The 19,621-nt window shown below is 36.3% G+C and carries 18 protein-coding genes; 8 read left to right on the top strand and 10 right to left on the bottom strand.

The annotated features are described in order from the left end of the window. The first annotated feature begins 6 nt into the window (after positions 1-6). The 5 genes from G521_RS0102670 to G521_RS16315 all read left to right on the top strand — a co-directional run bounded on the left by G521_RS0102670 (position 7) and on the right by G521_RS16315 (position 6,056). Complete coding sequence (locus G521_RS0102670) at positions 7-1,041, top strand: GNAT family N-acetyltransferase (protein ID WP_036678024.1); 1,035 nt, start codon at positions 7-9, stop codon at positions 1,039-1,041. A 32-nt stretch (positions 1,042-1,073) separates the two neighbouring features. Next, the gene (locus tag G521_RS0102665) at positions 1,074-2,123 is read left to right on the top strand and encodes a GNAT family N-acetyltransferase (protein ID WP_026897142.1); all 1,050 of its coding nucleotides are present in this window, start codon (positions 1,074-1,076) and stop codon (positions 2,121-2,123) included. Between the two features lie 252 nt (positions 2,124-2,375). Continuing rightward, entirely contained in the window at positions 2,376-3,524 is a 1,149-nt protein-coding gene (locus G521_RS0102660; protein WP_026897141.1) for an aminotransferase class I/II-fold pyridoxal phosphate-dependent enzyme, read from the top strand. A gap of 28 nt (positions 3,525-3,552) precedes the next feature. Beyond that, positions 3,553-5,475, top strand: coding sequence for a nucleoside-diphosphate sugar epimerase/dehydratase (locus G521_RS0102655; protein WP_026897140.1), 1,923 nt, complete (start codon positions 3,553-3,555; stop codon positions 5,473-5,475). Positions 5,476-5,615: 140 nt separating this feature from the next. Next, the gene (locus tag G521_RS16315; RefSeq protein ID WP_051189401.1) at positions 5,616-6,056 is read left to right on the top strand and encodes a helix-turn-helix domain-containing protein; all 441 of its coding nucleotides are present in this window, start codon (positions 5,616-5,618) and stop codon (positions 6,054-6,056) included. Between the two features lie 122 nt (positions 6,057-6,178). Here the strand turns inward: G521_RS16315 and G521_RS0102645 are convergent, their stop codons facing one another. From G521_RS0102645 to dcd, 7 genes are all read right to left on the bottom strand, one after another. Then, positions 6,179-8,671: a TonB-dependent receptor domain-containing protein gene (locus tag G521_RS0102645; RefSeq protein WP_026897139.1), complete on the bottom strand. Its 2,493-nt coding sequence runs from the start codon at positions 8,669-8,671 to the stop codon at positions 6,179-6,181. A 122-nt stretch (positions 8,672-8,793) separates the two neighbouring features. Then, positions 8,794-9,075 (bottom strand): ATP-dependent Clp protease adaptor ClpS, encoded by a 282-nt coding sequence (locus tag G521_RS0102640; protein WP_026897138.1) that lies wholly within the window; start codon positions 9,073-9,075, stop codon positions 8,794-8,796. Positions 9,076-9,119: 44 nt separating this feature from the next. Beyond that, a complete protein-coding gene (locus tag G521_RS0102635; RefSeq protein ID WP_245580821.1) occupies positions 9,120-9,491 on the bottom strand; it encodes a RidA family protein in 372 nt (123 codons plus the stop codon). A 17-nt stretch (positions 9,492-9,508) separates the two neighbouring features. After that, a complete protein-coding gene (locus tag G521_RS0102630) occupies positions 9,509-10,393 on the bottom strand; it encodes an SDR family oxidoreductase (RefSeq protein WP_026897136.1) in 885 nt (294 codons plus the stop codon). Between the two features lie 5 nt (positions 10,394-10,398). Continuing rightward, complete coding sequence (locus G521_RS0102625; RefSeq protein ID WP_026897135.1) at positions 10,399-11,160, bottom strand: enoyl-CoA hydratase/isomerase family protein; 762 nt, start codon at positions 11,158-11,160, stop codon at positions 10,399-10,401. Between the two features lie 112 nt (positions 11,161-11,272). Continuing rightward, entirely contained in the window at positions 11,273-13,981 is a 2,709-nt protein-coding gene (locus G521_RS0102620) for a TonB-dependent receptor plug domain-containing protein (protein ID WP_026897134.1), read from the bottom strand. 88 nt (positions 13,982-14,069) lie between these two features. Next, on the bottom strand, positions 14,070-14,606 hold the full coding sequence (gene dcd / locus G521_RS0102615) for a dCTP deaminase (protein WP_026897133.1): 537 nt from the start codon (positions 14,604-14,606) through the stop codon (positions 14,070-14,072). Positions 14,607-14,751: 145 nt separating this feature from the next. Here dcd and G521_RS0102610 point away from each other — a divergent pair, with 145 nt between their 5' ends. From G521_RS0102610 to G521_RS16310, 3 genes are read left to right on the top strand one after another with little or no spacing between them, the layout of a single operon-like run. Next, on the top strand, positions 14,752-15,408 hold the full coding sequence (locus G521_RS0102610) for a 4'-phosphopantetheinyl transferase family protein (protein WP_026897132.1): 657 nt from the start codon (positions 14,752-14,754) through the stop codon (positions 15,406-15,408). Beyond that, positions 15,398-16,096, top strand: a complete 699-nt coding sequence (lipB, locus tag G521_RS0102605; protein ID WP_026897131.1) for a lipoyl(octanoyl) transferase LipB — start codon at positions 15,398-15,400, stop codon at positions 16,094-16,096. The genes G521_RS0102610 and lipB overlap by 11 nt, the downstream gene beginning before the upstream one ends. Further along, the gene (locus G521_RS16310) at positions 16,097-16,786 is read left to right on the top strand and encodes an SGNH/GDSL hydrolase family protein (RefSeq protein WP_036678018.1); all 690 of its coding nucleotides are present in this window, start codon (positions 16,097-16,099) and stop codon (positions 16,784-16,786) included. 204 nt (positions 16,787-16,990) lie between these two features. Here the strand turns inward: G521_RS16310 and groL are convergent, their stop codons facing one another. The 3 genes from groL to secG all read right to left on the bottom strand — a co-directional run bounded on the left by groL (position 16,991) and on the right by secG (position 19,609). Beyond that, complete coding sequence (gene groL, locus G521_RS0102595; protein ID WP_026897130.1) at positions 16,991-18,628, bottom strand: chaperonin GroEL; 1,638 nt, start codon at positions 18,626-18,628, stop codon at positions 16,991-16,993. Positions 18,629-18,782: 154 nt separating this feature from the next. Then, complete coding sequence (locus G521_RS0102590) at positions 18,783-19,058, bottom strand: co-chaperone GroES (protein WP_026897129.1); 276 nt, start codon at positions 19,056-19,058, stop codon at positions 18,783-18,785. Between the two features lie 218 nt (positions 19,059-19,276). Next, positions 19,277-19,609: a preprotein translocase subunit SecG gene (secG, locus tag G521_RS0102585; RefSeq protein ID WP_026897128.1), complete on the bottom strand. Its 333-nt coding sequence runs from the start codon at positions 19,607-19,609 to the stop codon at positions 19,277-19,279. Positions 19,610-19,621 lie beyond the last annotated feature (12 nt).

Raw genomic sequence — 19,621 nt, 5'->3', positions numbered from 1 at the left:
GATATTATGAGAGTAAATTATAAAGTTGTAACTATAGATCAAAAAACCGATTGGGATTCCTATGTCAATAGGTCTAACATATATGATTTTTATCATACATGGTATTATCATCAGTTGGAAAATGAGGGTGAACCATTTCTGTTTGTATATGAATATGATGAATACTTCATTGCCCTCCCTCTTTTAAAGAGGCGGATCAATGAATCTGAGTATTTTGATTGCACTTCAGTATATGGATATGCGGGACCAATTACTAATATTCCTGCAGAAATATTAGATGAAAGCGTTGTTTTAAAATTTAAAGAAACATTGCTAACTTACTTTGAGTCAGTAAATATTATATCAGTTTTTTCAAGGTTGCATCCTATTATTAATGAAGATACTGTTTGGGATAATTTGGGCAGTATATTTAAACATGGCCGAACAGTAACTATAGATCTGAGAAATGAACTGGAGGAGCAAAGAAAGCTTTATCAGCGAACAATAAGGTCAAAGGTTAAGCAATTAAACACTAAAGGGTTTACGGTTCGTGAAGCCAATATGGAAGAGGATTTGGATCAGTTTATTCAAATCTATACAGATAATATGGTTAAGGTAAAAGCTTCCTCTTACTATTTTTTCGATAAAAAATATTTTAGAAGCATGCTTGATTCTTCTGACTTTGAAAGCAAGCTGATTGTTTCATTTCACGAAGGTAAAATGACATCCGGAGCGATTATTACATTTTCTAACGAAATAATGCAATTTCATCTAGCTGCTACTCATAATGAATTTCTAAAAGAAGGACCTATGAAGTTGTTAATTGATGAAGTAACTAAAATAGGAAGATACCACGGAATGAAGTACATGCATATGGGCGGCGGTGTTGGCGGCAACGAGGATAACCTTTTTAATTTTAAAGCAGGATTTTCAGATTTCTTCCTGGATTTTAAAACCTGGCGATTAATTGTAAATGAAGAAAAATATTTTTCCTTAATAAAGGATCAAAAAATTGCAAGTACTAATTCAAATTACTTTCCTTTATATAGATATGTAAATTAAAGTAAAGCTATTAACCTCTCAAATAAGCTCTTATGGCATATGAAATTTTTACTCTGGAAGATAAGGAAAAGTGGAAGAAAGTAATACGGGATTCTGAGTTTTACGACTTTTACCATACATGGGTATATCATTCTCTTGAAAAAAATGGTATTCCAAAATTATTCCTTTATTCTGAGGGCGAAACATGGATTGCTCTGCCTCTCTTGACAAGATCGATATTCGATACGGGTTATCTTGATATTACATCTGCGTATGGATACGTTGGTCCAATTTCAAATTATCAATTTGAAGATCTGCCGAATGTATTTCTAAATAATTTTAAAGATGCCTTTTTAGAGTATTTAGAGTCTGAAAAAATTGTTTCCGTGTTCTCCAGGTTGCATCCTTTTATGAATCAGGAAATACTTCTAAATAAGTTTTGCTGTTTACACTCTAACGGCAAGACAGTCGTTATAAATCTTAAAACTTCTCTTGAGGAGCAGCGGGCAAAATACAGGAAAACTTTAAAAGAGAAAATCAACCAGCTAAGAAGAAAGGGATTTTACACCAAAGAAGTCAATGATTTGGAGAGTGTTAGAAAATTTGTAAGCATATATTCCGAAAATATGGCCCGGATTGGTGCTACAGATGAATATCTTTTTGATGAGGCTTACTTTGTAAATCTTTTGAATTCAGATGAAATACATTGTAAATTGATTCTTGTTTATATTGATGAAGAGGCTGTTTGCGGATCATTAATAACCTGTACTAATCAGATAATACAAGGTCATTTAATAGGTACTAAGGAAGATTATTTGAAAGATTCTCCAGCAAAATTATTGGTTGATGAAATAAGTTTAATAGGTCGTGACAATGATATGAAGTACTATCATTTGGGAGGTGGTGTTGGTGGAAATGATGATTCATTATTTAATTGGAAAGCCGGGTTTTCTGATGAGTTTTTAGACTTTAAAACCTGGAGATTTATTGCTAATAAGAATGCTTATAAGGATCTTGTCGACAGTAAAAATTTAGCCGATGAAAATAATCAGCAATTTTTCCCGCTATACCGTCTGCACGATAATCAATTAAAAACATCATAATATAGTTATTTGGAATATTGACCCTCACTATTCTATATAATTCAGAAAGGAATTAGAGTTTTCAAGAGCCAAGTTACTCTATCAAAGGAATTTCAGTTTTAATATTCTGCTAATTTGTAGAAAGTTAGCTACCTTTAAGTATAAATAATTAAAACTTTAATTCGAAAAATTTCTTTTTAAAAGTAAAAAATTAACTCCCCGGCAATTTGGGTAAAACGGGAATACACATAAAAATATTAAATTTCTACCTCGATGAATAAGAAAATCAGTTTATCATCTCCTCACATGGGGGGCAGCGAATTCCTCTTTCTCAAAAATGCATTTGACAGTAATTGGATTGCTCCACTTGGTCCGCATGTAGATGGATTCGAAAAAGATCTTGCCACTTACCTGGGTAATGATGTACATGTCGCTGCCCTAAGTTCGGGTACAGCTTCTCTTCATCTTGCACTTATTATTTTAGGTGTTAAAGCCGGTGACGAGGTGCTCTGTCAAACGTTAACTTTTTCTGCATCTGCAAATCCTATTTTATATCAGGGTGCTACACCAATATTTGTAGATAGTGAAGAAACCAGCTGGAATATGTCTCCTGAATTTCTTGAGATCGCTATTAAAGATAGAATCGAATTGGGTAAAAAGCCTAAAGCTATAATTGTTGTTCATCTGTACGGTATGCCGGCTCAGATGGATAAAATTATGGAAATTTCAAGAAGATATGAGATACCGGTTATTGAAGATGCTGCAGAAGCTTTAGGCTCTACTTACCAAGGTCAGAAACTCGGAACTTTTGGTGACATGGCTATCCTTTCATTTAACGGGAATAAAATTATTACAACTTCCGGTGGAGGTGCCCTTATTTCTAAAAATGAAGACTGGATAATTAAATCACGGTTTCTTGCAACACAAGCCAGAGATATCGCACCATACTACCAGCATTCGCAGGTTGGATATAATTATCGGATGAGTAATATTTGTGCGAGTATCGGCCGCGGTCAAATGGAGGTTTTACCATTGAGAGTGTATCAACGCAGAAAGAATTTTACTCATTATAAAAGATTGCTTGCCAATATCCCGAATATCACATTTCACGAGGAACCTTCAGAAGAATATTTTTCAAATCATTGGTTAAGTGCTATTTTATTAAAAGATGGGGATGATCGGATCACTACTGATGTACTAAGACTGGCCCTTGCAAAAGATAATATTGAAGCAAGGCCAATCTGGAAGCCAATGCACCTGCAGCCAATTTTTGAACAATATCCGTTTTATGGAGATGGAACAAGCGATCGCCTTTTTGGTATTGGTTTATGTCTTCCATCAGGCTCAAACCTGACGGAATATGAAATTCGTATGGTTATAACAAAGATTAAAAACTGTTTTACTGTTTCTACCGTCCAGTAAGTTTACACGTTATTCTAATCCTGCTGCCATGAAAAATATTATTTACGGTGAAAGAGCGCTTTCAAAGTGGCTCATCTTCTTAATTGATCAAATAATAATCAGCTGGGCTTTTGCTGTTTCATTTTTTATAGTGATGCAGTTTGAATTTAATGAGATACTTCGGGGTTCTTTCTTTATCTATTCGGGATTATACACCTTAATCGCAATTTGTGTTTTTATCAGAATGCGTATCCATACCGGAATCATCAGATATTCTAATACGGAAGACATCTTCAGAATATTCTCCTCAGTACTGCTATTAAGCATATTATACGCAGTTGTAGTGAATGCATTGATCATTCCCTATTTCAATTTGGCAATTAAGCAATTTCCATTAGTAGTGGTGCTGAACTTTTTTATATCCACATCACTTCTTATAATGTTAAGAATTGGTGTGAAAAGCTTTTTTGGCTATATCAAAAATATGCAGAAGGGCGACAAAGAAGTTGTTTTGATTTATGGTTCAGATAGTTCATCAATTTTGCTTAAGCAAGCTTTAGAGGTTAAAAAACAAAATAGATTCGAGATTATTGGATTTATTGATGATGATTTTGATAAGGTAAATAAATACATCGAGCAGAAAAAAGTCTATCCAACTTCTTCGATTGAAACATTAAAAAAGAAATTTAAGATAAGCAGCCTTGTTGTTATGAGCAATTGTCTTAATGTAGATGGCAAGAAGCGGGCAATTGAAAAATGCATGGAGCAGGGAATTGTTGTTCAAACTGTTCCCCCTGCAGATCAATGGCTATATGGCAAACTGCAATTGAATCAGATAAGAAATCTAAGAATTGAGGATCTTTTGCAACGGGAAGCTATTATTTTAAAAAAGAATAATATCTTAAATGAAATTACAGGTAAGAGAGTATTAATCACTGGTGCAGCGGGATCTATTGGATCTGAGATAGTCAGACAGGTTTTAAGCTATAATCCGCAGCAGGTAATTTTATGTGATCAGGCAGAATCTCCTTTGCATGAACTGCAGCTGGAAGTAGAAGATAATTTTCCGGGAGCAAAAACAGCTATGTACATCGCCGATATTCAGAATGAACGCCGCGTACGGGCAATGTTCAAGCATTATAAGCCTCAGATCGTTTTTCATGCTGCTGCCTATAAGCATGTTCCTATGATGGAGAATAATCCAACAGAAGCTATTAATACTAACGTATTGGGTACAAAAATTCTGGCAGATATCTCTATCGAATATAAAGTTGACAAATTTATCATGATCTCCACCGATAAAGCGGTAAACCCTACTAATGTAATGGGTGCTTCGAAGCGGATAGCTGAAATATATATTCAATCTCTTAATAAACCCGGTAAAAATAATGAAGTTCCAACCTCGCAAACTCGTTTCATAACAACACGTTTCGGCAATGTGCTCGGATCAAATGGTTCCGTAATATCCCGTTTTCAGTCTCAAATAGAAAAGGGAGGGCCGGTTACTGTTACACACCCGGAAATAACCCGGTATTTCATGACCATCCCTGAAGCGGTTCAATTAGTTATGGAAGCCGCGGCAATTGGAAATGGAGGAGAGATTTTTGTCTTTGATATGGGAACGCCTGTAAAGATTGTAGATCTCGCTAAAAACATGATTAAATTATCCGGATTGATACCGGATAAAGATGTCGAAATTGTATTTAGCGGCTTGCGTCCGGGAGAAAAATTATATGAGGAGCTACTTAATAAAGAGGAGCATAGTATTCCTACACACCATCAGAAAATAAAAATTTCGAGAGTAATCACTTATCCTTTTCATTATGTAGATCAGGTTATCAATGAATTAGTTGATTTGAATGATCTAGGTGATGATTATGAGGTAGTTAAAAAAATGAAAGAGATTGTTCCGGAGTTTAAAAGTAATAATTCTGTGTATGAAAAACTTGATATATTTAATTTAATAGTTTAAATTTAGTTTATAAAGTAAATGTAATTTACAAGTATTGGAGAGGGATAATTAAGAGATGATGTTAATAATCATCTTTTTTTGGCTCTAAAAAGTTCAAATGTGCATTTTAAAAATTAGTTTAAATTTTAAATTAATCAATTATGGAAGTAAATGCTGGTGAAATTGTAGAACGCGTTGTTCGAAGAAATAAGGTAAGTATTAGTGAGCTTGCCCGCCGTATGCAGGTAAATAGAAGATCTGTTTATAACTGGTTTGACCAAAAGACTCTTCGAATGGATATTATCTGCAAAATTGGATATGTTTTGGGCCATGATTTTTCGGTGGATTTTCCGGATGCATTTGGTGAACGCGGTTTTGCATTCATGGAGAAAATTGTTGATTCTATGGATGAAACTGAGCAAGGTCATCCCAACTCTGTTCATTACTGGATGGTGAAATATATATCCCTCCTTGAAAAGTACAATGAATTACTTGCCCATGAACAAATAAAAAATGATTCGAATCCGGTTGCGGATATAAAGAGGTTACAAACCAAATCTTTTTCAACAAACGTTTATGAATCTGATTCTATGTCTTTATAATCCAATCTTATAATTATATTTTAAATTTAAAAATATCGAATAAAATGAGACTTACGTATAACTAAAAACCCCTTAGATTTATTTCTTAAGGGGTTTTTTTATGGAATTGAATATTTTATTATCTAGAACATCTCTTCTTCAGAGCCTGACTCTCTCGGTTGGTCCTTTGCGTTTCTTTTGTTCCTTGATCCTAAATCCTGCTTTCCAAAACGATAACTAAAAGTAAGTGTAGCCATTCTACCCATCATTCTTCTTTCCGATTCCTGAAGAAAAAATTCTGTTTCTGTTGTCTGCCCCCAACTCCTACTATTGAAAATATCTCTCATATTAAAAGAAATACTTCCTGCTTTATTCTTCAAAACATCCATTCTAAGTCCGGCATCCATTCCAAAAATTTCATTTCTTCTTCCCTGAGATCCTACCTGCGGTGCCATATACATCATATTAAACTGGGCAGAAATATTTCTAGGTAGTTTTAAATTACCGGTCAAATTTGCATTCCAGTTAAAGCCATCATTGCTTTTAATATTAAATTCTTCATTACCTTCAAACTGGCTGTAAAATAAGTTCAGATTAGAAGTCAGACTAAAATCTTTCCATAGATCTGCTTTTGAAATAAATTCTAATCCGCTTGAGCGGCTTCTGCTTAAATTAAAAAATTGAGTGATAGTTGCTGCATTATTATCAGGTTGGGGAAGGCGTATGCCCTGAACTACATCATTTACCTGTCGCAAATATGCAGAAGAAGTAAAAGTTAGAGATTTGTAATATTTAATATAGCTTAATTCAAAAGAGTTAATGTCTTCCGGAAGCAAATTTGGATTTCCAACCCGAGTATTGTTCGGATCTGATACATCTGCAAATGGATTTACCTGCCATCCTCTGGGACGATTAACACGACGGGTATAACTCAATTGAAGTTGTTGATCACCTTTTAATTTTTGAGTTAAAAACACACTTGGATATACTCTTAAATAGTTCAGGTTTCCTTTGACACCTTCTGCAGTATTCCCCAAAACATTATATACCGTGTTCAGATATGCCTGTTCAGCTCTTAAGCCTACCTGGAATCCGAAACTATTGGTTAGTTGGTTCTGGTAATTAGTATAAAGAGCATAAACCTGATCATTAAGCAAAAATGAATTACTTAAGTTATAATCCCTGTTAAAAGCATTATTAATGGGGCTGAATAGCTCTGATAATTGAGACTCATCATTATCACGAATGGTGGTTCTTATTCCGGTTTCGAATTTTTGTTTTTCGGTTAAGGGAAGAGTGTAATCTATTTGCAGATTATAACTGCTGGTAAACTCATTATTATAATTGTTTCGACTATCTGTTGTGTCGCGTGTTAGCCCTTCCGGGGTATAAAATTTTTGATTAAAGGATTGAAAATCTTTTTCTTTATCCTGTCCGAATGAAACATTGGCCACCAAATTTTCACCTTTCTTTTTAAAGTCACGGCTAAAGTCCAAACTAAGATCATAACCTGTGCCATCCCCGTCACGGTCAGTTTCCCTAAAGCTAGAACCGTTTTCCGAAGCAAATCCACTGATTAAGTAATTAAGATCTTCAGCACTGGAATTATTTCTAAAGCTAAAATTACCGGAGAGCCCTAAAGTTGTTTTAGGATTTAAATAATAATCTGCTCCTAATTTAAAACTGTTGTTTAGATTTTTCCGGTTACTTTCTGAGTTATTGGAAACTAAGCCGTTGTTGGTTAAGAACTGAGTATTATTAAAACCGCCTCCAACACGATTACCATTTCTATAACTGTAATTACCATACAAATTAACTTTCTGATCGCGGTAGCTTAAATTTGTACTCGCATTATAATTATTTAAAGATCCTATTGAAGATGATACACCACCGGTTAGTCCAATTTTTTTATTCTTTTTAAGTACGATATTAATTATACCCGATTGTCCTTCGGGATCGTATTTAGAAGATGGATTGGTTACCAGTTCTATACTTTCTATAGCACTTGCAGGAAGAGATTGAAGTATGTCTGCAATTCTGCCTCCGCCAATTGCTGATGGTTTACCATCAATAAGAACCCTTACATTATCTGTACCTCTTAAACTAACATTGCCATCCATATCTACCGAAACAGACGGAACATTTGCTAATAAATCTGTTGCTGAGCCACCTTCGCTGATCAGACTCTGATCAACACTGAAAACCTTGCGGTCAATTCCAAGTTGAATGGTGCTTCGCTGACCCTCTATAACCACTTCCTGTAAAACAGTTGATTTACTTGGATTAAGTTTAATTGTGCCTAAGTTTAATGAATTTGAAGAGATTTTAATACTGTCACTGCTGTATTTAGTATATCCTAAAAAACTTACCTCTAATTTATAAGTTCCATTGGTTACATTTTTAAATGAAAAATTTCCATCCAAATCCGTTTGACCTGCTTTTACAGGCTGTTTAGCATTAGAGAATAACAACACTGTAGCGAAATCTACTGCTGAATTAGTTTTACTGTCAAGTACTTTTCCGTTAATTTCAGAAAAACCCTGGCCAGATAATGGAGCATTGCTTTGAGCGAGTATTGAAAATGAAGAAAATATAAAAAGGCAAAAAATAATGAATTTGTGTATGAAAAATCTCATAGATATATTTTAGTGGGAATTGAACAATTATTAAAGACAGGCGGGAAGCATCAAGGTTTAATCTAAAATGCTTGTCGGCTATTTTGTTACAACCAGATGAGAATTAAATAATGAATATAGAACTAATCAGTACTGACGGTTAGTCCTTCCTGCTGAAGAATTTTTCGATAAACTTCAATTTCTGTAAATGAGCCTTCAAGAATTGTGCATTTACCATCTGTATGAACTGTCCAGGCAATCATTTCTGCCTGTTGTTCAGAATAATCAAGGTATTTAATAAGACAGTGGATTACATGATCAAAAGTATTGACAGGATCGTTCCACAAAATTAAGCGATGGCTTTGTTTCAGGCCGGCAAGTACCTCTTCGAGTGTTAAAGTTTCCTCCTGAACCTGTGTTCCCATTCAGCAAAAATAGTAAATAGAGCTTTAAGTAAAGATAATAACCGCTAAATAATTGCTGTTGCTTCAATTTCTACAAGTAGTTTGGGGTGAATTAATCTTTGGATTTCGACCATCGTAGACGCAGGTTTAATATTATTAAAAAACTCAGCATGAGCTCTTCCGGCTTCCTTCCAATTTTCAATGTCTGTAATATAAATCCTTGTTCGAACCACATTTTGCAGTGTAGCTCCCGCCTCTGCCAAGGTCCTACCAATTTTTTGAAGTACAAAAATTGTTTGGGCGTACACATTTCCTTCTCCAATAATAGTTTCTCCAGACATTGCTGTTGTACCGGATACTTCTATGATATTGCCAATTCGTACTGCACGGCTATAGCCCACAATATCTTCCCATATAACTCCGGAGGAAATATTCATGCGATTTATCATCCTACCTATTCTTCTTTGGATTTACTGTTAGATCTGATCATCTGTTCCAGCATGTCCCACATTTCTGATGTAACCGCTTCCAATCCATTGAACTGGCCGGCACCCTGAAGCCATTCTCCGCCATCAATAGTTATCACTTCACCATTTATATACGACGAGAAATCAGACATCATAAAAGCTGCTAAATTAGCAAGCTCCTGGTGTTCACCCATCCGCTTTAGCGGAACCCGATTTTTAAAGTCAAACTTTTTAGCAAGATCTCCCGGAAGCAAGCGATCCCAGGCACCTTTTGTAGGAAACGGACCTGGAGCGATAGCATTTGTTCTGATTCCATATTTACCCCATTCGGCTGCCAGAGATCTGGTCATGGCCAGAACGCCGCCTTTTGCACACGCAGAAGGAACCACATATCCCGAGCCTGTGAAAGCATAGGTAGTTACGATATTCAGCACAGTACCCTGTTGCTTTTCTTTTATCCAATGTTTTCCACAAGCGAGCGTGCAGTTTGCAGTTCCTTTTAAAACAATATCAATAATAGTGGAGAAAGCATTTGAAGAAAGCCTTTCGGTAGGAGATATGAAATTTCCTGCTGCATTGTTTAGCAATCCATCAACCCGGCCAAATATCTCTAATGAGTTTTTTAATACAGATTCAACTTCTTCATTATTGCGAACGTCGCAGACAAGCGGAAGCACCTTACCTCCGGTTTCATTTTCTAACTCTGATGCAGTATTTTTTAGTACATCTAATTTCCTGCTGGTAATAACCACATTAGCACCAAGCTTTAGAAAGTAAGTGCTCATGGCTTTTCCAAGTCCGGTTCCACCGCCGGTTACTATTATAGTTTTGCCTTTTAAGGCATCATCGCGGAGCATTGGTTGATTATACATCAGGCTTATTTTTTTTGAAGATTCTGAATTATGGTTTTTAAAATTGAACGCGTTGAAGGTGCCCACCATTGTTTAAGCATTATCTCCAAAGATTCAGACTGGTCAGCTCCAACCCGCACTAATAGTTCTTTTCTCAGGTTAACCTTACTTTGCTGCCAGGTTGTTCGATCATGCTGAAGATAGGTCTGCATTTTCTTTTCTGCTACAGACATTAAACTCAGTGGATTAACCACCTCGTCAACCAAACCGAATTTTAATGCTTCTTCACAGCCAAGAAGCTTTCCTTCCAATAAAAATTGATAGGCTCTCGCATTGCCCAGCCAGAATGAATATAAATGAAAAATGCTGTCGGGCACAATAATGCCTACCGGCACTTCATTTAAACCGATAATATATTTACCTTCTGCCATGATACGGTAGTCACTGCATATAGCTAAAACACAACCACCAGCCGGACTATGCCCACTAATTGCACTAATCAATGGTTTTTTAAATGAAGTTAGCGCTGTCACAAAATCCAAAAAGTCAGACCAAAATTGCCTGATCTTATTTTCATCATAATCATATAATTCAATAAGGTCTAAGCCTGCTGAGAAAAATCCTTCTTTTCCCGTTATAATTAATCCTCCAATAGTATCATCATTCTCTACATTGCGAATCATTTGATGCATTTCGGCAACCATTTCTGCGTTAATAGCATTAGATTTTCCACGATCTAAACCAATAATGGCAGTTTTATCTTTTATACTTACTTTAATTGTATTCATTTAATTTTTTTAAAAACTAAGATTGACTGGAGACTCTAATATCGAAAATAGATAATCGATTTGAATAATCAGGTATTCATTTCAGATGAAAATAGTAGACATCCTGAAATCTTTACTTTACCTGATATCTGTAAATAGTTCTGCCGATTTTCCCTTCAGAGGTAATACCTTCCAAAATTACTTTGTAGTATCCTGGAGAATCTGCATTGTAAAATTCTACAGAGGCTTTGCCGGAAGAATCTGTATTCACCATCGGATTCCAGTAAATGGTAGATCTGAGATCGAGCATTTGGGTATTGGTTTTTGGATCGAAGTAATTAGGCGAATAAAATTCTTTCCCCTGATAAAAACCTTTTGGATTATAACTAATAATTCCCTGTGCATACGAGGCATAAGAGAGGTTTTGCTTGCCTCTTTTTGTAGAAATAATGAGAAGTCCCCCTGAACCACGGAGGCCATAAATAGATGTATTGAATCCGCTTTTCAATACTTCAATGGTTTCAACATCACGCGGATTTATTGAGCTTAAATATTGAGGTTCTACGAACATTCCGTCTATAACAATTTGCATAGGAACAGGACCGGAAAATGAGGAAGTCAAATTCCTTGCAGAATAAATAATGCCATTTCTTACAATTACTCCAGGTACCCGCCCTTGTATAAATTGGGTGATGTCATTTGCGTATTCCAAATCCTTTGCGGTTATAATAAAATCTGCATTTCCGGCACCGTTTAAATTCGATGATGTTTTAACAAGGGGTTTCTTCTCCACAATTTTTACTTCAGATAAAATTATGCTTTTCCTGATCAGACCATATTTACTCAATTCTTTATATTGATTAAGACTGTGATTTAGGTAGGAGTTTAAATTTTGGTTTAAGTTTACTTCAATTGCAGCCGCATTTTTATTTTTAGTAACTACCTGAGGAGGTAAAACATCCAGTTCGATCCGTACATTTTTACGGTCTTTTAAATTGCGTGCCTGAATGACAAATTTTGTGCTGTCGTTAAAATTCAGATTTTCGAAATTAAACTCTCCGTCCGGATTGGTTACAGTTTCTGCTAAAAATATCTCACCAATAGATGAAAATAAAGTTACTTTACCTCCGGCTACAGGATTGCCATTCGGTGCGGTAACTTTGCCGCTTATCTGCATGCTTTGCTCGGGTTTATAAACTACAGACGGAAATGCATCCGCAATCAGGTTTTTCCAAACAAATCTTCTCCAGCCCTGTGTAAGCATCAAAATATCCAGATGACGTTTTCTTTCTTCATCAGCCCCGCTGAAATAATAGTTTGGCTTCTCTATAAAACCTTTCAGTTCAGAGCTTAGTAAAATATTGGAAAGAATAGTTACTTCGTCATTTTCATTAAACGGAACTTTCGATTCATCAAGAACCGACATGGAAAAACTGCCAATTGCCGGCTTTCCGGATGCGTCGGTAACATTTACAGCGAGTTTAACTTTCTCTCTTTTTTCTGTTAATTCAGGAGATTTTATCTGGATGTTTAGATCATTTGGATGGGAAATAAACACAAGTCGCTCTGCTAAAGCCTCATTGCGGGAATTAAAAATAGTAAACTGCACTATTCCGGTCTCAAAACGGGTTTTCGGAATGCTGGTACTCAAAACCCTGCTCTCCATTTTTCCTTTAGAAACATATTTTACAACACCGTTAGACTGAGCAACTAAAGTAATCGAATCATCCGGCGTAACCGAGGGACTTGCAGCAATCTTAACAACCAGGTTTTCTGAACTTATATTATTTATAGATAGAACATATCCGGTTGAATGAACAGTAGGGAGGTCTACCAATTTTTCAGATCCATCCTCGAATATAATTGTTGCTTTATAGATGTTATCTTTTTCAGGAAGCAATCCAAAAACTCCCATACCTGCATGCTCTGATTTTAACTCTGCAACCTTGTTATTATTTTTGTCGCTTACATAACCGGAAACCACAACGCCCAAACCATCGGCGCTAACTGCTTTAAAAGCAACTTTAGATCTTACACCATAAATAAGGTTTCCACTCTCCGGAAAAAAATAAATATCCACATCCTGCGAGGTAGATTTAACAGGAATAACCTTTGATACGGTTCTAAGCGAATCTATTTTGATACTTGTAAATATTTTACCGGATTTTAAAATGAATGGCTGATTATTACTAAACTGGATATTTAAAATCCCGTTTTCGTCAGTCTTTCCCTTACTTTTTGCAATATTCCTGAAATCAAGTTGTACATTATAAAGTACTTCCTTATTGGCCCAGGGCTTTCCGTTCAAATCGGTATATCTGATCTCAGATTTAACTTTTTCTGAAGCACCTTCTTTAAAATATGAATTTTTAACCTGCGTAAATACATTATTTGAAATGGAATTTCCGATAAGAATAGTTTTGTCGAAAAAATATTCTTCCCCATAATTTCGCATCAAGGTTGTATAAGCCCTGATCCTGTAATTTCCTTCGCGAAGCGAGTCGCTGAGAGCAAAGTCGCCAAAAGCCAATCCTGCTACAAGCGGAAGTCTTAAAGATTGCTTAACTGAATCCTTGTCATTGATCAGCTCAACATATAGAATTTTGCTAAGCCCAGACAGATCATGATGCTCGGCATTCATAACATAGGCTTTAAACCAAATGTTATCTCCAATGGCATAGTAAGGTTTATCTAAATGGATATGGACTTTCTCCTGAGGATGTTCTGTGCGGTATTTTTCCAGCTGAGCGAGAATCTTTTTCAGAGGCTCATCATCCTGAATAAATCCCAAAGTAAGGAAAACAGCGAAAAGGGAAATTACGAAAAGTGAGCGGATCTGCATCTTATTTTTAAACAATTAAAGCCTTAATTTACTAAAAAATTAAGGCTTTAGAATAATCAAAGAGTCAATATTTATATGGCGCAGTAATTTAAAAAGCGTTTTTCCACATCATGCTTTCTACAGGGCGGGTAGTTTTGTTATTATATTTTGCATCGCTTTTTGTGTTGTACATAGTCTCGATATCGCCGTCAACCACAAAATAAATTAACTGGCCGATAGGCATTCCGGCATATATTCTCACCGGCTGTGTGCATGAAATTTCGAGAGTCCATGTATTACAGAATCCCACGTCGCCTTTGCCGGCAGTTGCATGTATATCTATACCCAGTCTCCCGGTGCTCGATTTACCTTCAAGAAAGGGAACGTGACTATGGGTTTCTGTATATTCTAATGTTACGCCCAGATATAAAGTATTAGTTTGTAATACAAAACCATCTTTGGGAATTTCAAAGTGGTCAATTTCATTGTGAGATTTGGCATCTAAAATTCGGTTTTTGTAAGTAGCAAGGTATTTACCTAAATGTACATCGTATGAATTTGTACCTAAACATTCTTTTCTAAAAGGCTCAATAATTATAGTTCCTTTTTCAATTTCTTCGAGAATTAGCTTGTCAGAAAGTATCATAATAAATTATAAGGGTTATCATTGTATAATATAAAGTATCGGCAGGATATTCATTACAGGTAATATAAATTATAAACGCGGCCTCCAGATTGCTCTAAAATTATAACATATTTGAGATAAATTTGCAGGTATTTTATTTATAAAGATGGCACTTGCTTATCAAAAAAAAATCGACTCTCAAACCTCCTTTGCTCTTTGGAAAATCGAAGAAACTGCAGATGAATTGTTTGCTCAGCTTCAGCTTAAAGAACACGAGTTAACCTATCTGGATTCGTTAAACAATGGAAAGCGGAATCTGCATTGGCTTAGTACCCGGGTTTTGCTGCGTACAATGCTGCAAACAGATGAGTATATTGACTGCAAGGTAGATGAACATGGCAAACCTTATCTGGCCAACTTCCCGCATCATATTTCTTTAAGTCATTCTTTTGATTATGCGGCTGTAATGATTAGCGTAGATAAGGCAGTAGGAATCGATATCGAATTGATGAAAAATAAAATTGAACGCATTGCCCGTAAATTTATGAGTGAGGATGAGCTCGACTTTATAGATCCGGCTAATAAAACCGAACATCTATATATGTGCTGGTGCGCTAAAGAAGCTATTTATAAACTGCAGGGCAAAAAGCAGGTTTCATTTTTAAACAACATCCGCTTGAATTCTTTCGAATGCGATATCGATGTTAATACAACCGCAAGTTTGCAGATAGCCAATACTCCCACACAAAAATATGACGTGAAGTATCATCAGTTGGGTGATTATATGATCGGATATGTAGCTAAAGCAGAAAATGAAGAATAAGCAGGTTTTATTTGATGACTGGGGAATGCTTGATTACCAGACGGCCTGGGATAAACAGGAAGAGATTTTCTCCGGCATTGTTCGTTCAAAACAGTTCAACCGCAGTAATAATACAGAGCATCCCACCAGCAATCATCTTATTTTTGTGGAACATCCTCATGTTTACACTTTGGGGAAGAGCGGTAAACCTCAAAACCTGTTATTGGATGAGAATGAGCTTCTGGATAAACATGCGTCATTTCATAAAATTAACAGGGGAGGCGATATAACCTACCATGGTCCGGGACAACTGGTGGGTTATCCGATTTTGGATCTGGATAATTTTTTTACAGATATCCATTTATACCTTCGAACTCTGGAAGAGGCCGTAATTTTAACTTTAAAAGACTATGGAATCATTGCCGGAAGGTTTACCGGATTTACCGGAGTTTGGCTGGATGCTGATAACGAAAAGGCACGTAAAATTTGCGCACTGGGAGTTCGGTGCAGCAGGTGGGTAACCATGCATGGTTTTGCTTTGAACGTAAGTCCCGATCTGGATTATTTTAAGAATATTGTACCCTGCGGCATTGATGATAAGCAGGTTACTTCCATGGAGCTCGAACTAGGCTACAAACCTGATCTATCAGAAGTCAAAAAAATCCTTATGAACCATATTTCCGTATCATTTGAAATGGAAATTGTTTAAATGAAAATATTCGGAATTCTTACCCTTGTCATTCTTGCTTCCTCTTGTCAGAAGAAGATTAATATCAGCCAGCCAGTTTCTATGAATAAAACTTACCTCGCTTTAGGCGATTCGTACACCATCGGAGAATCTGTTACAAGGGATCAATCTTTTCCGTACCAGTTAACAGCAAAACTTAACCTTGCCGGGATGAAAGTGTCTCCCCCGGAAATTGTAGCCACTACCGGTTGGACTACCGATGATCTTATCAAAGCTATCCCACAAAATAACCTGCAAAAAAAATATGATCTGGTTACTTTGCTGATCGGAGTTAATAATCAATACCGGGGATATTCTCCGGATGTTTACCGTCGGGAATTTAAAGAACTTTTAAAAACCGCTATCAATTTTGCCGGAGGGAATAAATCTCATGTATTCGTCGTGTCTATTCCCGATTGGGGTGTTACAGCGTTTGCCCAAAAAAGCAACCGGGATATCGCAAAGATTTCAGAAGAAATTGATTTATTTAACGCTATAAATAAAGATGAAACTTTGGCTGAAAACATTCAATACATAGATATTACTGCAGGTTCACGTAGAGCGGGTTCAGATGATTCGCTTATTGCAACAGATGGATTGCATCCTTCGGCCAAAATGTATGCAGAATGGGCAGAAATGCTTGGCGAACAGGTTTTGAAAGCTACTTATTAGAAAAATTTTCGTAAACGCATTCTGTCATTTAGTAAATACCATCACACCTGACGCATTTTTTAGTATGGAAGATGAGGTTTAATCAATATAACTGAGCCTTATATAACAGACTTATCCCTCTATCAATTAAAAAACCCTTTCCGGATTTCCGGAAAGGGTTTTTTAAACTGATGGCCTCTTGTTTAAAGGTGAGCCGGGAAAGAATTACATCATTCCGCCCATACCACCGCCACCCATTGGAGGCATACCACCACCTTTTTCGTCTTCAGGATCGTCAGCTAAGACAACCTCTGTAGTTAAAAGCATAGAAGCAATAGAAGCAGCATTCTCTAATGCTACACGACCAACTTTAGTTGGATCGATAACACCGGCACCAATTAAATTCTCGTAAACATCGGTACGTGCATTGTAACCGAAATCGCCTGTTCCTTCTTTAACTTTTTGAACAACGATTGAACCTTCAATACCTGCATTTTCACAAATCTGACGTAATGGCTCTTCGATCGCACGACGGATGATCTGAATACCTGTATTCTCATCTTCGTTATCGCCTTTAAGATCGGCTAAAGAAGAAACCGCACGAATGAAAGCAACACCACCACCGGCAACAATACCTTCTTCAACCGCAGCACGTGTTGCATGTAAAGCATCATCTACACGGTCTTTTTTCTCTTTCATTTCTACTTCGGTAGCTGCACCAACGTATAATACGGCAACACCACCAGCTAACTTAGCTAAGCGTTCCTGTAATTTTTCTTTATCGTAATCAGAAGTAGTGCTTTCTACCTGTGCTTTGATCTGGCTTACGCGAGCTTTGATGTCGTCAGATTTGCCGGCACCATTGATCATGATGGTATTGTCTTTATCAACAACAACCTTTTCTGCCTGACCTAAATAAGTTAAATCTGCATTTTCTAATTTGTAGCCTCTTTCTTCAGAAATTACGGTACCACCTGTAAGGATAGCGATATCTTCAAGCATTGCTTTACGACGGTCGCCAAATCCAGGAGCTTTAACAGCAACTACTTTTAAAGAACCACGGATTTTATTTACAACTAATGTTGCTAAAGCCTCGCCATCTAAATCCTCGGCAATAATTAAAAGAGGTTTTCCTGTTTGAACTTGTTTTTCTAATACCGGAAGTAACTCTTTCATTGAAGAGATCTTTTTGTCGTAGATTAAAATGTACGGATTTTCTAATTCCGCTTCCATTTTATCTGTATTAGTTACAAAATATGGAGATAAATATCCACGGTCGAATTGCATACCTTCCACAGTTTTCATTTCTGTTTCAGTACCTTTTGCTTCTTCAACAGTAATTACACCATCTTTTCCAACTTTTGCCATTGCATCAGCAATCAGAGTTCCGATCACTTCATCATTGTTAGCAGAAATAGATGCTACTTGTTTAATCTTGTTATTATCTTCTCCAACGGCCTGTGACTGTGCTTTAAGATTATTTACAACAGCTAAAACAGCTTTGTCAATACCACGCTTTAAATCCATTGGATTTGCGCCCGCAGCTACGTTTTTAATTCCAGCAGTAATAATTGCCTGAGCTAAAACGGTAGCGGTAGTTGTACCATCACCAGCAATATCAGCAGTTTTAGAGGCTACTTCTTTAACCATTTGAGCACCCATGTTTTCCAATGGATCTTTTAACTCAATTTCTTTGGCTACAGTAACACCATCTTTAGTGATAGAAGGTGAACCAAATTTTTTATCAATAATTACATTACGACCTTTTGGGCCTAAAGTTACTTTAACCGCATTGGCTAAAATATCAACACCTCTTTTCAGGGCATCGCGTGCTTCAACATTGTATTTAACTTGTTTTGACATTTTTTAAGATTTTAGTTGTGAAATTCTAGATCTGAGACTTGCGCCTATATTCTAAAATTTAGATTGTAAGTTTTAATAATTTAGGATTTCTAAACAGGATACAATTTTCTGATACGGGTATTTTTTATGCCTCATATCTGAATTCTCATATTTTTTATAGGATCGCAAAAATATCTGCTTCACGCATGATCAAATATTCTTTACCCTCATGAGTGATTTCAGTTCCTGCGTATTTTCCGTACAAAACATCATCGCCAACCTTAACAGTCATTGGCTCATCAACTTTACCATTTCCAACCGCTACAACAGTTCCGCGCTGTGGCTTTTCTTTTGCCGTATCCGGAATGTAAAGTCCTGATGCTGTTTTCTCTTCAGCCGGAGCAGCTTCTATAACTACTCGGTCTCCAATGGGTTTAATATTTAATGCCATAGTATATTTGTGTGATTATTAAATTAATTAATTTTTATCCATTCTTTTAACGTCAGTTATTATGCCAAAGGGCTTATAAAACTGATTCTTGTCAAAATTTCATCAACTGTGTAAGTACCCTTGTTTTAAAGAATAGGTCGGTGTCATCGTGTCAGTTAAAATGTCAGCCAAAAAAAAAGCTTCCACTGTGGGAAGCCTTTTTTTAAGATTTCTATAAACTATCTTTTGGTACTGTCTGCCGGTAAAACGGGTAAAGTACTTGGAGCTGCAGCAGGTGCAGTTTTATTAATTTGATTCTGAATATCTCTGTTTTCATCTACATCGCCACCTCTAGGGATGGTAACATTAATTAAAAGCGCCAATACCATTAAAATAACAGCTAATACCCAGGTTCCTTTTTCTAAAAAATCGCCGGTACGCTGTACGCCCATAACATTATTAGAGCCTGAGAAACCTGAAGACAAGCCACCACCTTTAGGGTTCTGGATCAGAATGATCAATCCAAGTAACACACACACCACGATGGCCAGAATAACTAATGCGAAATACATATTGTTTATTTA

This window comes from Daejeonella oryzae DSM 19973, assembly GCF_000422945.1.
GTDB classification, from domain to species: Bacteria; Bacteroidota; Bacteroidia; order Sphingobacteriales; family Sphingobacteriaceae; genus Daejeonella; species Daejeonella oryzae.
The sequence above is the reverse complement of the archived record's forward strand: the minus strand, read 5'-3'. Positions and strand labels throughout refer to the sequence as shown.